Source organism: Gilliamella sp. ESL0250 (assembly GCF_013345045.1).
In the GTDB taxonomy this organism is placed as follows: Bacteria; Pseudomonadota; Gammaproteobacteria; order Enterobacterales; family Orbaceae; genus Gilliamella; species Gilliamella apicola_H.
Genome location: NZ_JAAEDV010000001.1, coordinates 154473 through 169382, shown reverse-complemented (window position 1 = coordinate 169382; position 14910 = coordinate 154473). Strand labels below are relative to the sequence as shown.

Sequence of the window (14910 nt, the reverse complement as noted above, 5' to 3'; positions counted from 1 at the left end):
GTAATTATGAGCTTGACCGAATTTCAACAAAATTGTTATAACATTGTGACAGATCCCAACCTATCACCAAAACAAAAATCTAATTTGCTTGCACTTGCTGCGGAAAATAACTTGCCTTATTTAGAGCTAGATAGTGAAACCCAAAAAGCCTTAAATGAACGTGTTATTTGTGATATGTATGAAGGTCACGCACCGTATAAACCGCGTTATGTGCTCCCCGATTATACTAAATTCTTAAAACAAGGCTCAAAGTGGCTTGAACTTGAACCTGCTAATACTTTTGATGATGCATTAAATATGCTTACCATCATTTATCATCATGTTCCTTCAGTAACTGGTATGCCTGTTTACTTAGGCTGTTTAGATCAAATCTTACTTCCTTACGTTGGCCATCTTACAGAAGATGAAATTTACGAGCGATTAAAACATTTTTGGATAATGCTAGATCGTAATTTACCTGACGCATTTATGCATGCCAATATTGGACCAACCGATAATATTCTCTGTCGTGTAATCTTACGTATAGATAGAGAACTCAAACAAGTTGCACCTAATTTAACCTTTATCTATGATGAAAATATTACCCCTGAATCACTATTATTAGTAGCAATAGAAAATATTTGTGAAACAAGCAAACCTCATATTGCCAACAATAATATGATCCAAAAAGATTTTGATGACAAAGGATATGGTGTAGTAAGTTGTTATAATTCACTACCAGTTGCAGGCGGAGGAAGCACTCTTTCACGAATCAACTTAAAAGAAGTTGCATTGCGCAGTAAAAATAGTGAAGACTTTTTGACAAATACCCTCCCCTATTATTGCCAATTACAGTTAAATCTTATTAAAGCAAGATCTGCTTTTCTTTATGAACAATCCAACTTTTTTGATGGCAGTTTTTTAGTCCAAGAAGAATTAATTGATCCTAACCGATTTGCACCAATGTTTGGTATCTTTGGCATGGCTGAAGCGGTCAATATTTTGCAAGAAAACGCAAATTTAGCAGGACGTTATGGTTTTGACGAACAAGCAAATGAACGGGCATTAAACATTACCCAACTAATTGCCAAATTTATTGATAGTCACACAATAAAAAATGCTTGGAAAGGAAAAGCCATGTTACACGCCCAATCAGGAATTAGTATAGATAAAGATACAACCCCTGGTCTACGAATTCCTTATGGTCATGAGCCCGATCCTGTTACCCATATTATGGCATTGTTTAAACATCATCATTATTACACATCTGGCATTAGTGATATTTTAACTATCGAAGAAACCATCAAAAATAATCCATCTGCATTACTACAAATTTGTAAAGCAGCTTTCAAATTTGGTTTCCGTGAATTTACTGCCAATATCAGTGGCAATGATCTTGTTCGAGTAACAGGTTATATGGTGAGATTATCCGATATCAAAAAGTATAACAAAGAAGGTTCACGAATCAATACCACGTTCTTAGGAGCAGAAGCTGCTGATGATGTCAATAGCTATTTATGTAGAAAGCCAAGAGTAATCAGTCATGAACAAATCATGGGCAATCGTTAATAAGATTTTACCCTTTTCTTGTGTTGATGGGCCTGGCAATCGGCTAGTAATATTTTTACAAGGATGTAATTTTCGTTGCTTAAACTGCCACAATCCTTACACAATATCATTATGTAAAGATTGTGGCGACTGTGTTAATGCTTGTCCACATAAAGCATTAAGATTTAAAAATCATAGAGTTGTATGGCAAATTTCGGTTTGCCAACAATGCGATACTTGTATTAATATTTGCGTTCATAATTCAACACCAATGACTTATAAATACAGTGTTGAAGATATATTAAAAATTATCCGAAAATATCTGCCATTTTTAAATGGTATAACCCTCAGTGGGGGAGAAGCGACTATACAACTGCCTTTTATTGAGAAACTATTTAGAGCAATAAAACAAGCCAACGATTTAAATCACCTTACTTGCTTTATTGATAGCAATGGTTACTTACACCAAACAGGATGGCAAAAATTAGAAAACGTGATGGACGGCGCAATGATTGATCTTAAAGCTTGGGATAATGATGTACATAAACAGCTAACAGGACGAGACAATCTACGAGTAAAAGATACGATTAAATATCTTGCGAAAGTTAATAAATTATATGAAGTAAGATTTTTAATTATTCCTAAACAAACCGATCTACAAAATAACGCTGAAAATATTGCCAAATTCTTAATTGATTTAGATCCCAATATTCGAATAAGAATTAATGCATTTCATAACCATGGCGTACATGGCATTGCTAAAACATGGCAGTCTGCCAGTAAACAACAAATAGAACTTTTTGCCCAGCAATTAAAACAAAGTGGATTCAAACAGATTACTTTGCCCCTTGTATATTTATAATTTTTTACCGTCAGCAAATAATAACGATAAAAACAGTTTAAAAATAAACCAATTAAAAAGGGAAACATTGTTTCCCTCCTTTTTAATTTTAATGGATTCAACTTATTGCTCTTTGCCTTTTTTAAATGCAGCAGCAAACGCATTGCCCATTGCACTATTACCTAACTGTAAACTCTTATTATTTGGTTTGCTAGCATGAGATCGACTTTTATAGGATCGACTATCGTCTTGCTTAGTTAATGACGTTGGATCATCAAGACGCATAGTTAAAGCGATACGTCTGCGTGAAATATCAACTTCAATCACTTTCACTTTAACAATATCACCAGCTTTGACAACTGTTCTTGGATCGTCAACAAACTTATCTGATAGTGCTGAAATATGCACTAAACCATCTTGGTGTACCCCAATATCCACAAAAGCACCAAAGTTGGTTACATTGGTTACCGCACCTTCCATAATCATGCCAATTTTTAGATCTTCCATGGTTTCGATATCATCAGCAAATTGAGCGGTTTTAAATTCAGGTCTTGGATCACGTCCTGGCTTGTCGAGTTCTTTAATAATATCGGTTACGGTTGGAACGCCAAAATGATCATCAACATAATCAATCGCTTTAAGTGATTTTAAATAATTTGTGTCACCTAAAATATCTTTTAATGATTTATGATTTTTTTCTAAAATTCGCTCTACCACAGGATAAGCTTCGGGGTGAACGGCTGATGCATCAAGCGGATTTTTACCATCCATAATCCGTAAAAAGCCTGCACACTGCTCAAATGCTTTGAGACCTAAACGTGATACTTTTAATAACTGTTTACGGTCGGTAAATTGTCCATTTTCATTACGCCAATCAATAATATTTTGGGCAATCACTTTATTAAGTCCAGCAATACGTGCAAGTAGCATCATTGAGGCGGTATTCAAATTAACACCAACGGCATTTACACCATCTTCAACAACAGCATCAAGTTTTTTAGCTAACTGAGTTTGGCTCACATCATGCTGATATTGGCCAACACCAATTGATTTAGGATCAATTTTAACAAGCTCTGCCAATGGATCTTGCAATCGCCTTGCAATTGATACCGCACCACGGATCGATACGTCAAGATCAGGAAACTCTTGTGCTGCAAGTTCTGATGCTGAATACACTGAAGCACCAGCTTCGCTAACAATAACTTTTTGACCTTTAACTTCTGGATATTTTTTTTGAACATCAAGGTAAAAACGCTCAGTTTCGCGCGAAGCTGTACCATTGCCAATAGCGACTAATTCAACTTGGTATTTGATACAAAGCGCAGCGATAACCATAGCTGCTTTATCAGCCTGTCCTGTATGTGGGTAAATCGTTTCGGTCGCAACTAGTTTACCGGTTGCATCAACAACTGCTATTTTTACGCCTGTTCTTAAACCTGGATCCATGCCCATAGTGACTTTCATACCAGCTGGTGCAGCCATTAACATATCATGCAAGTTGGCAGCAAAGACGTTAATCGCTTCTTCTTCAGCATGTTCACGTAATGTTGTCATTAATTCGGTTTCCATGTGCATTAAAATTTTAATGCGCCATGTCCAATTAATAACAGCTTTACGCCATTTATCTGCTGGTTGGTCATTAAAATGAACACCTAAATATTCAGTGATAATTTGTTCACAATAACTTTCTTTTGGTGTTTCTTCAAATTGTGGATCGGCATTTAACGAGAGTTGTAAAAAGCCTTCATTTCTCCCTCGGAACATGGCTAATGCACGATGAGATGGAACTTTGGAAATAAGTTCACTTTGCGCAAAATAGTCTCGGAATTTTGCGCCTTCTTCTTCTTTGCCACTCACCACTTGTGAAACTAAATGAGCATTATTCCAAAGATAATGACGTACTTTTGCCAGTAATGCCGCATCTTCAGCAAATTTCTCCATTAAAATATAACGCGCACCATCTAATGCTGATTTTGTATCAGTAATACCTTTATCTACATTGAGATATTTTTCTGCTTCGATTTCTGGATTTAATGAAGGATTTTGCCATAAGTCATCGGCAAGTGGTTCAAGACCCGCTTCAATGGCAATTTGACCGCGAGTACGACGTTTGGGCTTGTAAGGTAGGTAGAGATCTTCAAGTTCGGTTTTACTGAGCGTTTGTGTAATACTTTTGCTTAATTCTGGCGTTAATTTACCTTGCTCTTCAATGGACTTTAAAATCGTTTTTTTGCGATCTTCAAGTTCACGTAAATAGCTTAATCGGCTATCAAGAGTACGTAATTGGGTATCATCAAGCCCTCCTGTTACCTCTTTTCGATATCGAGCGATAAATGGAACAGTGCTACCTTCGTCCAATAATTGAATCGCAGCTAAAATTTGTTCTGGTTTTACACTGAGTTCACCAGCTATAATATGGCTAATTTGATTATTTATCATGGTATCTCTGAATATTTTGTCAATTAACAGAATTTATCTTCAACATGCAAAAAGCTAATTATATAACAAGAGAGGGCTATTTAGCACTCGATCGTGAACTAAAATATTTATGGAAAGAAGAAAGACCTAAAGTTACCCAAGCAGTATCGGATGCAGCTGCGCTTGGTGATCGCAGTGAAAATGCCGAATACATCTATGGCAAACGAAGGTTAAGAGAAATCGATAGACGAGTTCGTTTTCTAACCAAACGATTAGAAACACTGACAATTGTTGAGCCAGACCCTAGACAAGAAGGCAAAGTATTTTTTGGTGCATGGGTAAAATTAGAAGATGAAAATGGAAACTTATATGTTTATCGCATTGTAGGAGCGGATGAGTTTGATCCTAAAAAAAATTGGATATCTATCAACAGCCCTGTCGCAAGAGCACTAATAGGACATAAAGTCGATGATGAAATAGCCGTTATCACCCCAAATGGCAAAATGTTTTATTATATTGTAGGGATTAGCTATACTGACTTTGCCTCTTAAGTTGTGTGTTTCAAATTAAACAATCAGGTTTTTTATTACTCTTAATCTGACATTCTATTGTCTATAAAATACGAGTAATTAAGTATATAATCATACCAATATTTACCATTTACTTAAGGGATTATGATTTCCGTCAATCAATTATACATCTATCCAATCAAATCGATTCAAGGTATAGAACTTACTAAAGCAAATACGGTCGATGGTGGCTTTGAGTACGATCGTATTTTGATGATTAGCGAGCCTGATGGTACATTTATTACAGCAAGGCAGTATCCACAATTATTAAAACTGAGTGCTACCATTATTGGTAGCGAAGTCCATATTTCACATCCATCAACTACGCCAATCAGCCTTAATCTTGATGAATTTTCAAGTTTACAAGAACCAACAGAAGTTTGGGGAAATCATTTCACTTCACAAATTGCTCCTATAAGAGTGAATCAATTTTTTAGCCATATTCTTCAAAAAGATGTCCAACTGCGTTGGGTTGGGTATCAATTATCACGCAGAACAAAACGCTACCCAGAAGTGCCCGTTAGTTTTGCTGATGGTTATCCTTATTTGTTATTAAACAAAGCTTCATTTGATTATTTACAACATCAATGCCCAGAAAAACTCGATATTAGGCAATTTCGGGGAAATATTATTATCCATGGTGCACTACCTTTTGCTGAAGATGGTTGGAAGACAATTAAAATTGGCGAGGTGATTTTTGATATCGTTAAACCTTGTACTCGATGCGTACTAACAACAATGGATGTCAATTCTGCAAAACCATTAGCCAATAATGAACCGTTGAAAACATTACGTTATTTTAGAGCTGATGAACAAGGTCAAATTAATTTTGGTATGAATATGATTGCCCGAAATCATGGAACAATCTCAGTTCATGATAAAATAGAAATATTGGAAAGGCAAATAGCCAAAAACTATATTAAAACCTTTCCACCAGAAACAAAACGTGAAACACAACTTTGTACAATCACTTTTGAAGGAAAAACCATTAAAGGTAATAATAAGCAAACTATTTTAGAGCAGTTAGAACAGCATAAAATAGCATTACCTTATTCTTGTCGTTCGGCTGTTTGTGGACGTTGCTTAGTTATTTTGAGAAAGGGAGAAATAAGCGCATTAACTCAGTCAGCTGTAAAACGCAATAATCGAATTTTAGCTTGTAGTTGCGTTCCTAAAGGAGATATTATACTTGAACTAATCAAGAAATAGCTTTAAATTCAAAATTATCTAACACTGGTATTTGTGCAATTAATTTTTCCTCTACAGGCTTTAATCTATCATTCATCACCTTAATTGCTTCAGAAAACATAAACGTTTTGCTCATAGCAACAAAAGAAGGTTGCGCAATAATACAAAGCGAAGCATTTTCACCCGCCTCGACAATCATCAAATAAACCTTTTGCCCACCTTCTTGTAAACTTACCTCGACAACATCTGCGACTTTTGGAACGTATAGCATTGGCTGTTGAGAAAAATACCAGCTCTTGGGCATTTGAGGTTTCAAAAAATTAGCTGCCACAATCGCATTAATGGATAATTCAATTTTTTGTGCATCAGTCAAATCAAGTAACTGGCAACCATCACGAAATTGGTAATAAGACGTTGCATCGCTAACAGAAAATGAAAATTCACCAAAAACATCAGGAATTAACATTTTACTTGGATAACAAGAACGGAATAGCATTTCAGATGAAACTTCAAGCATTAGGCTATCGTATTCGCTGTCAAAATACCAACGCCAACAATCAGTCGGCCGAAAAGCCATTTTCATTGATATATTATCCTCGTCAATTAAATTAAATTAAATTAAATTTATTCAAAAAAATAACATAAATTAGTTAAAAAATAAATATAAAGTTAAAATAAAAATAGCTTAATTATTTAATTTTTAAATATTTTAAAGTTCAATCTAAAAGTTCAAAACTCTCTAAGTGGAATCTAATTTAGATCGATTTAGATAGTTTGATAGGATTTTTTATGCTAAAACAAACACTTTCTTTAAAATTTTAGACATAAAAAAGGTGCTTTTCAGCACCCCTTTATTTATAAATCACTGTTAGCTTGCAACATTAATACGTTTCATATCAGTCATATAACTACGTAGTTTACGGCCGATTATTTCTATTGGATGATTACGAATTTCTTCATTCACATCGCGTAATTGTGCATTATCGACGCTATCTTCAGGAATTGCTTTACCAATATCACCTGATTGTAACATTGGCATAAATTTTTCTCTTAATAGCGGTACAGCGGCATTAGCAAATAGATAGTTACCATATTCAGCTGTGTCAGAAATTACTACATTCATTTCATATAGACGTTTACGCGCAATGGTATTAGCAATCAGTGGTAATTCATGTAACGATTCATAATAAGCTGATTCAGGTAAAATGCCAGATTCAAGCATAGTTTCGAACGCAAGTTCAACACCAGCTTTAACCATTGCAATCATCACTACTCCCTGATCAAAGTAAGCTTGTTCATCAATTTTACCTTGATATTCAGCGGCTTTTTCAAATGCAGTTTCGCCAGTTTCTTTACGCCATTTAAGTAGGTTAACATCATCATTTGCCCAGTCTTTCATCATGGTTGATGAAAATTCGCCAGATATAATATCATCCATGTGCTTACGGTAAAGATCCGTCATAATCACTTTCAATTCTTTTGCTAAAGCGTTTGCCCTTAATTTAGCTGGATTTGATAAACGATCCATCATCAAGGTAATTCCACCTTGTTTTAACGCTTCAGTGATTGTTTCCCAACCAAATTGAAGTAATTTACATGCATAAGCAGGATCGACACCATCTGCAACCAATTTATCAAAGCAAAGTAACGATCCGGTTTGTAACATACCACAAAGTATTGTTTGTTCACCCATTAAGTCTGACTTAACTTCAGCAACAAATGAAGATTGTAAAACACCAGCACGATGTCCACCAGTGGCCGCAGCCCATGCTTTAGCGATTGCTAAACCCTCACCTTTGGGATCGTTTTCTGGATGCACAGCGATCAGTGTTGGTACCCCAAAGCCACGTTTATACTCTTCACGCACTTCAGTCCCCGGGCATTTAGGTGCTACCATAACAACTGTGATATCAGAACGAATCTTTTCGCCCACTTCAACAATATTAAAACCATGAGAATAGCCTAGTGCTGCGCCTTGTTTCATTAGTGGTTGGACTGCTTTTACAACTGCTGAGTGCTGTTTATCTGGTGTTAAGTTAATAACAAGATCTGCTGTTGGAATTAATTCTTCATAACTTCCTACTTTAAAACCATTTTCAGTTGCCTTTTTCCATGATGCTCGTTTTTCAGCAATAGCTTCTTTACGTAATGCATAAGATATATCTAAACCTGAATCACGCATATTAAGACCTTGATTAAGCCCTTGTGCTCCACAACCAACAATAACAATTTTTTTACCTTTTAAAAAGTGAGCTTCTGTTGCAAATTCATCACGAGCCATAAAACGGCATTGACCTAATTGTTCTAATTTTTCGCGTAAATTGAGTGTATTAAAATAGTTTGACATTATTCTCTCCAAGAGTTGAGTTATTCATAATCGACTATCAATCACTATATAGTACTTTTTATATTGCGAAAATTGATATATTTAAAATACAATATTGCATAAATTGCAACAACCTTGCTAAGTTAAGTACTTTCTTTTAATCTAAGCCACCCTCAATTTACCAATCAATCAATATGGATACTCGATATAAGCAAGCTAATAAAGAAGCTAAACTTTCGTTATTGTTAACTTTTATTTATCTTCTTGGATGGATTGTTTGTGCTTACTGTGTTAGCGATAATATAGGATTTTTAGGTCTTCCATTATGGTTTGAACTATCTTGCATCATGGTACCTTTCGGTTTTGTATTACTTTGTTGGGTGGTTGTAAAATTTCAATTCAAAAACATTTCATTAGAACAAATTAAGTGATAAAACAATGCATTTGGATATTATTGTACCGCTTGTCATCTACCTTATTTTCGTGTTTGCGTTATCAATTTATGCATATATGAAACGCAAAAAGGTAAATCAATTTACTGATTACTTTATCGGTAATAGAACCATGGGTGGATTTTTACTAGCCATGACATTAGCTGCAACTTATATTAGTGCCAGCTCTTTCATTGGTGGCCCAGGTGCAGCCTATAAATTTGGTCTTGGTTGGGTATTATTGTCGATGATCCAAGTCCCAACAGTACTACTTTCACTTGGTATTTTAGGCAAAAAATTTGCCATTTTAGCGCGTAAATATAATGCAATAACCTTAAGTGACATGCTTTATGCACACTATAAAAGTAAAGCCATCGTTTGGTTGGCTAGCATTGCATTAGTTGTTGCTTTTATTGGCGCTATGACAGTACAGTTTGTTGGTGGTGCACGATTACTGGAATCATCGGTTGGCATTTCTTACGATATCGGATTATTGATTTTTGGTATTGGTACCGTTATTTATACCGCTTTTGGCGGCTTTAGAGCGAGTATTTTAAATGATGCCTTCCAAGGTCTAGTAATGATAATTGGTGCTATCTTACTATTAACAGCGATTATCTATGCGGGTGGGGGTATAACAGCAATTATTCATCGTTTAAATGAAATCGATCCTGCACTACTCACACCACAAGGTCCTAATAATTTTATGGACTTTCCTTTTATGGCATCATTTTGGGTTTTAGTCTGCTTTGCCGTAGTTGGTTTACCTCATACAGCGGTTCGTTGCATGGCGTACAAAGATAGTAAAGCCGTACATCAAGGCATTATCATTGGTACGATTGTTGTCACAGTCATTATGTTGACCATGCACCTATCTGGCGCACTTGGTAGAGCGATTATTAGTGATTTAACAGTTCCAGATCAAATCGTTCCTACCCTAATAATTAACATCATGCCACCATTAGCGGCTGGTATCTTTTTAGCAGCTCCGCTTGCCGCAATTATGTCAACAATTAATGCCCAGTTACTACAAGTTTCATCAGTGATCATTAAAGACCTATTTTTAAGCATGAAGCATAGCAAAAGCTATAGTGATAAAATGTTAACGCGCATATCTGTTATCATCACCTTTATTTTTGGCGGATTACTTATTTTAGCAGCTTGGAATCCACCTGATATGATTATATGGTTAAATTTACTTGCTTTTGGTGGGCTTGAAGCCGTATTTTTATGGCCATTAGTGCTTGGACTTTATTGGAAAAAAGCCAATTCAACAGGAGCTTTGTGTTCTATGTTTGCCGGCGCAATAAGCTATATTTTATTGGCGGCTTACAATATAAAGCTTTATGCTTTTCATCCGATTATCCCATCCTTAATTATTGGATTGGTGGTGTTTATCATTGCCAATATGTTTGGTAACACAGGAAAAAATTATGCCTTGGATTCAACTCAGAATTAATACAACTAACGATCTTGCCGAAAAAATTAGCGAACAATTAGAAGAGTCTGGCGCAGCCTCAGTCACGTTTCAAGACACTTATGATAATCCTGTTTTTGAACCATTACCAGGTGAAACAAAACTTTGGGGTAATACCGATGTAATTGGCCTATATGATGCCCAAACAGATATCGATGAATTAAAAGCAACATTAAATCTTGCTCAATATTCTTATAAGATTGAACAACTAGAAGATAAAGACTGGGAACGTGAATGGATGGATAACTTTCATCCTATGCAATTTGGTAAGCGACTTTGGATTTGCCCAAGTTGGCGCGATGTACCGGATGCAAATGCAGTCAATGTTATGTTAGATCCTGGTTTAGCTTTTGGCACAGGCACTCATCCCACTACTGCATTATGCTTAACTTGGCTTGATAGTTTAGATCTGAAAGATAAACTAGTAATTGATTACGGTTGTGGGTCTGGTATTTTGGCAATTGCAGCACTTAAATTAGGCGCAAAGCGGGTAATTGGTATCGATATTGATCCTCAAGCCATTCAAGCTAGCCGTGACAATGCGCTGCGTAATGATGTCAGCGAAAAGTTAGAACTTTATTTATCAAAAGATATCCCTGATAATTTACAAGCAGATATCCTTGTTGCCAATATTTTAGCCGGCCCATTAAAAGAACTTGAACCACATATAAGCAAATTAGTAAAACCACAAGGTAAGCTAGGCTTATCGGGTATTTTAGCAACTCAGTCACCAAGTGTTTTCACGGCTTATAAACCTCATTTTACATTAGATCCTGTTGTTGAACAGGAAGAGTGGTGCCGCATCACTGGTAAAAAAAATTAAAAAAATAACGTTACCCCCTTTTAAGTTAGAGAAAAAATGCGTAATATAGCCGGCCTTAATTTGCTTAACATTGGTGAAATTAAATTAAAAAATAATTTAATTGCTGCGCCAATGGCTGGAATCAGCGATAAACCATTTCGTAATTTGTGCTATCAGTTTGGTGCTGGTATGACAGTTTCAGAAATGTTTTTAGCAAATTCGGATGTTTGGCATACCGATAAATCAGCTCTGCGGATGGTTGCAAGCGAGGATATTGGTGTTCGTGCAGTACAAATTGTTGGTTCTGATCCCGACGAAATGGCTAGAGCTGCAGAATTTAACGTCAAACATGGCGCTCAATTGATTGATATCAATATGGGATGTCCAGCTAAAAAGGTCAATAAAAAATTGGCAGGATCTGCTTTAATGCAGTATCCAGAACTTATTAAAAAAATTTTGCAGAAAGTTGTCGGTGCAGTTGATGTTCCGGTAACATTAAAAACGCGGACTGGATGGAATAAAGATCATAGAAATTGCATAGAAATCGCACAAATTGCACAGGATTGTGGCATAAAGGCAATTACTATTCATGGACGAACTCGTGCTTGCTTATTCAATGGTGTGGCTGAATATGACTCTATTAAGGCAGTTAAAGAAAACGTTACGATTCCTGTAATTGCCAATGGGGATATTTGTACACCTGAACAGGCAAAAGATGTTTTTCAATATACGCAAGCTGATGCTATAATGATCGGCCGAGCGGCACAGGGGCGACCTTGGATATTTGAAGAAATTGCATTCTATTTAACACATGGACAGTTAAAAAATAATAAAACTATTGATGAAGTAGAACAAGTTGTATTGTCACATCTTGATGAACTTTATCAATTTTATGGAGAATACAAAGGATTAAGGATTGCCAGAAAGCATGTAAATTGGTACACCAAGAATTATGCTGACAGCGATCAATTCAGGCGCTTATTTAGTGTACTTAGCAATACAAGTGAGCAAGTAAACACTCTAAAAGCATTTTTTAGTCAAATTAGAAACAACCCAAAGAGTTAAGAATACTATGTCAGAACAACGCGTTACAGCTGCAGCACTTAAATTTACAACTGTAAATTCTCAGGACCAAATAACACAAAAGCCATTGCGAGATTCCGTAAAGCAAGCTTTAAAAAACTATTTATCGCAATTAAATGGTGAAGATCCTACAGATCTATATGATTTAGTGTTAGCTGAAGTTGAACATCCATTCCTTGATATGGTTATGCAATATACCCGTGGTAATCAAACCAGAGCTGCAAATATGCTTGGTATCAACCGAGGTACACTACGCAAAAAATTAAAACAATATGGAATGAGTTAATTAACTATTATTCCATTGTTAATATGACAAAAAAGCGCCTTTCTGTAAGGCGCTTTTTGCTGATAAATAAAAACTTTAATGAATCCTTCATAAAATGAATAAAGATATTGCTAATGAATTTTTCATAAAAGTTTGCTAGAATACGGTGATTTTTTCAATTATTTAATCTGGAGAATTTTATGGCAGGTCATAGTAAATGGGCCAATACCAAACACCGCAAAGCAGCACAAGATGCAAAACGCGGAAAAATCTTTACCAAAATTATTCGTGAGTTGGTAACAGCAGCAAAACTTGGTGGTGGCGATCCAGCGTCAAATCCACGACTACGCGCTGCAATGGATAAAGCATTATCGAATAATATGACTCGAGATACCATGAACCGAGCCGTTGCTCGTGGTGTTGGCGGTGAAGATGATAGCAATATGGAAACGATTATTTATGAAGGCTATGGTCCCGCAGGTACAGCTGTCATGGTTGAATGTTTAAGTGATAACCGAAACCGTACGGTATCAGAAGTGCGTCACGCCTTTACTAAATCAGGTGGTAATTTAGGTACTGATGGCTCAGTTTCATATTTATTCACTAAAAAAGGAGTTATTTCATACCCTGTTGGCACAGACGAAGATAAAGTCATGGACGCAGCACTTGAAGCAGGTGCTGATGATATTGTAACTTATGATGATGGTGCTATTGATGTATTTACTACACCAGAAACTTTTGGTGAAGTTAAAGATGCACTTGATGCAGCAGGTTTAGTTGCCGAAGCAGCTGAAGTATCTATGATTCCATCAACAAAAGTGGATCTTGATATTGAATCTGCACCAAAGCTATTACGTTTAATTGATATGCTTGAAGATTGTGATGATGTTCAAGAAGTTTACCATAATGGTGAAGTTTCAGATGAGGTAGCAGCAACACTCTAATGGCCATTATTCTTGGCATCGATCCTGGCTCTCGTTTGACGGGTTACGGCGTAATTCAACAAACGGGACGTCAACTCACTTACCTTGGCAGCGGATGCATTCGTACTGCAGTTGATGATTTACCTACCCGTTTAAAACGCGTATATGCTGGTGTTGGTGAAATTATCTTACAATTCCAACCAGATATGTTTGCTATTGAACAAGTGTTTATGGCTCGTAATGCTGACTCAGCATTGAAATTAGGCCAAGCAAGGGGAGCAGCAATTGTCGCAGCAGTTAATAATAATCTACCTGTTTTTGAATATGCTGCTCGTTTAGTTAAGCAGTGCGTAGTAGGAACAGGCGCTGCCGATAAAAAACAAGTACAACATATGGTCAAATTATTATTAAAGCTACCGGCTAGTCCTCAAGCCGATGCTGCCGATGCTTTGGCCATAGCAATAACCCATGCTCACACCAGTCAACAGCTGATAAAGTCTCGTAAGTAAAATTATAAGCATTTCAATGTTATCTGATTGTTAGGGAACAAAAATGTTTCAACTAAATCGAAAAGAGTCATAAAATACTTTTATAATATTTTCACAAAAAGTAGTAAAACAGAGCTAATAATATATTTGCTTTACAAATTTTTACCTACATACCTTTTTATTATTTTTCAACAACAAAAGAAGCTAAGTATAATATTATTGATTAGTATCTTGTTGATTAGTTTCTTCACTATTACGATCTGTTTTTCCTTTAATTTTCTTAACATTTTCAGTTGCAACAGATGCCATTCTTCAATGGACAGAAGAACATCAATGAAATTTGACTGCTGTTAATTTACCTTTGATAAACCACTATTAATAATATAAATATTTAGTTTATATTCTCGTCGAAAGTATACCATATACTTATTTTATTTAGCTAATATCACACAAATTATTATACGCTGTTCAACGTAACACTGAGTCTTTAATTTATTAACTTATTATAAAATAACAATTTATTGTAATATGGTTATATCCAACCCTCAATTACTTTATGCAAAGCATAAAAA

At 35.7% G+C, this 14910-nt stretch carries 14 protein-coding genes; 11 read left to right on the top strand and 3 right to left on the bottom strand.

Annotated features, from left to right (window positions below; genetic code table 11):
* Positions 1-6: 6 nt before the first annotated feature.
* Positions 7-1548 carry a YjjI family glycine radical enzyme gene (locus GYY69_RS00770; protein ID WP_174795965.1) on the top strand — a complete coding sequence of 514 codons (1542 nt, stop codon included), beginning with the start codon at positions 7-9 and terminating at the stop codon, positions 1546-1548.
* Positions 1523-2389 carry a YjjW family glycine radical enzyme activase gene (locus tag GYY69_RS00765; protein WP_174795964.1) on the top strand — a complete coding sequence of 289 codons (867 nt, stop codon included), beginning with the start codon at positions 1523-1525 and terminating at the stop codon, positions 2387-2389. Before GYY69_RS00770 ends, GYY69_RS00765 begins: the two co-directional genes overlap by 26 nt.
* Before the next feature lie 102 nt (positions 2390-2491).
* Here GYY69_RS00765 and GYY69_RS00760 read toward each other — a convergent pair whose 3' ends face one another.
* Positions 2492-4807 carry a Tex family protein gene (locus GYY69_RS00760; RefSeq protein ID WP_174795963.1) on the bottom strand — a complete coding sequence of 772 codons (2316 nt, stop codon included), beginning with the start codon at positions 4805-4807 and terminating at the stop codon, positions 2492-2494.
* 44 nt (positions 4808-4851) lie between these two features.
* Between GYY69_RS00760 and greB the strand changes: the two genes are divergently transcribed.
* Positions 4852-5337 (top strand): transcription elongation factor GreB, encoded by a 486-nt coding sequence (gene greB, locus GYY69_RS00755; protein WP_174795962.1) that lies wholly within the window; start codon positions 4852-4854, stop codon positions 5335-5337.
* A 123-nt stretch (positions 5338-5460) separates the two neighbouring features.
* On the top strand, positions 5461-6564 hold the full coding sequence (locus tag GYY69_RS00750) for a YcbX family protein (RefSeq protein ID WP_174795961.1): 1104 nt from the start codon (positions 5461-5463) through the stop codon (positions 6562-6564).
* Here the strand turns inward: GYY69_RS00750 and GYY69_RS00745 are convergent.
* Complete coding sequence (locus GYY69_RS00745; protein WP_202984912.1) at positions 6554-7126, bottom strand: cell division protein ZapC; 573 nt, start codon at positions 7124-7126, stop codon at positions 6554-6556. The two genes, GYY69_RS00750 and GYY69_RS00745, sit on opposite strands and share 11 nt — an antisense overlap.
* A 285-nt stretch (positions 7127-7411) precedes the next feature.
* The gene (gene ilvC / locus GYY69_RS00740; protein WP_174795960.1) at positions 7412-8890 is read right to left on the bottom strand and encodes a ketol-acid reductoisomerase; all 1479 of its coding nucleotides are present in this window, start codon (positions 8888-8890) and stop codon (positions 7412-7414) included.
* 173 nt (positions 8891-9063) lie between these two features.
* On the opposite strand from ilvC, the gene GYY69_RS00735 reads away from it, so the two are divergent.
* The 7 genes from GYY69_RS00735 to ruvC all read left to right on the top strand — a co-directional run bounded on the left by GYY69_RS00735 (position 9064) and on the right by ruvC (position 14359).
* Positions 9064-9300 carry a DUF997 family protein gene (locus GYY69_RS00735; protein ID WP_174795959.1) on the top strand — a complete coding sequence of 79 codons (237 nt, stop codon included), beginning with the start codon at positions 9064-9066 and terminating at the stop codon, positions 9298-9300.
* A gap of 7 nt (positions 9301-9307) precedes the next feature.
* Positions 9308-10759 carry a sodium/pantothenate symporter gene (gene panF / locus GYY69_RS00730; protein ID WP_174795958.1) on the top strand — a complete coding sequence of 484 codons (1452 nt, stop codon included), beginning with the start codon at positions 9308-9310 and terminating at the stop codon, positions 10757-10759.
* Positions 10734-11600, top strand: a complete 867-nt coding sequence (prmA, locus tag GYY69_RS00725) for a 50S ribosomal protein L11 methyltransferase (RefSeq protein WP_174795957.1) — start codon at positions 10734-10736, stop codon at positions 11598-11600. Before panF ends, prmA begins: the two co-directional genes overlap by 26 nt.
* 36 nt (positions 11601-11636) lie before the next feature.
* Positions 11637-12644, top strand: coding sequence for a tRNA dihydrouridine synthase DusB (gene dusB, locus GYY69_RS00720; RefSeq protein ID WP_174795956.1), 1008 nt, complete (start codon positions 11637-11639; stop codon positions 12642-12644).
* A gap of 7 nt (positions 12645-12651) precedes the next feature.
* Positions 12652-12948, top strand: coding sequence for a DNA-binding transcriptional regulator Fis (gene fis / locus GYY69_RS00715; protein ID WP_065639234.1), 297 nt, complete (start codon positions 12652-12654; stop codon positions 12946-12948).
* Between the two features lie 179 nt (positions 12949-13127).
* Complete coding sequence (locus GYY69_RS00710; protein WP_174795955.1) at positions 13128-13871, top strand: YebC/PmpR family DNA-binding transcriptional regulator; 744 nt, start codon at positions 13128-13130, stop codon at positions 13869-13871.
* A complete protein-coding gene (ruvC, locus tag GYY69_RS00705) occupies positions 13871-14359 on the top strand; it encodes a crossover junction endodeoxyribonuclease RuvC (RefSeq protein ID WP_174795954.1) in 489 nt (162 codons plus the stop codon). Before GYY69_RS00710 ends, ruvC begins: the two co-directional genes overlap by 1 nt.
* The last annotated feature ends 551 nt before the right edge of the window (positions 14360-14910 follow it).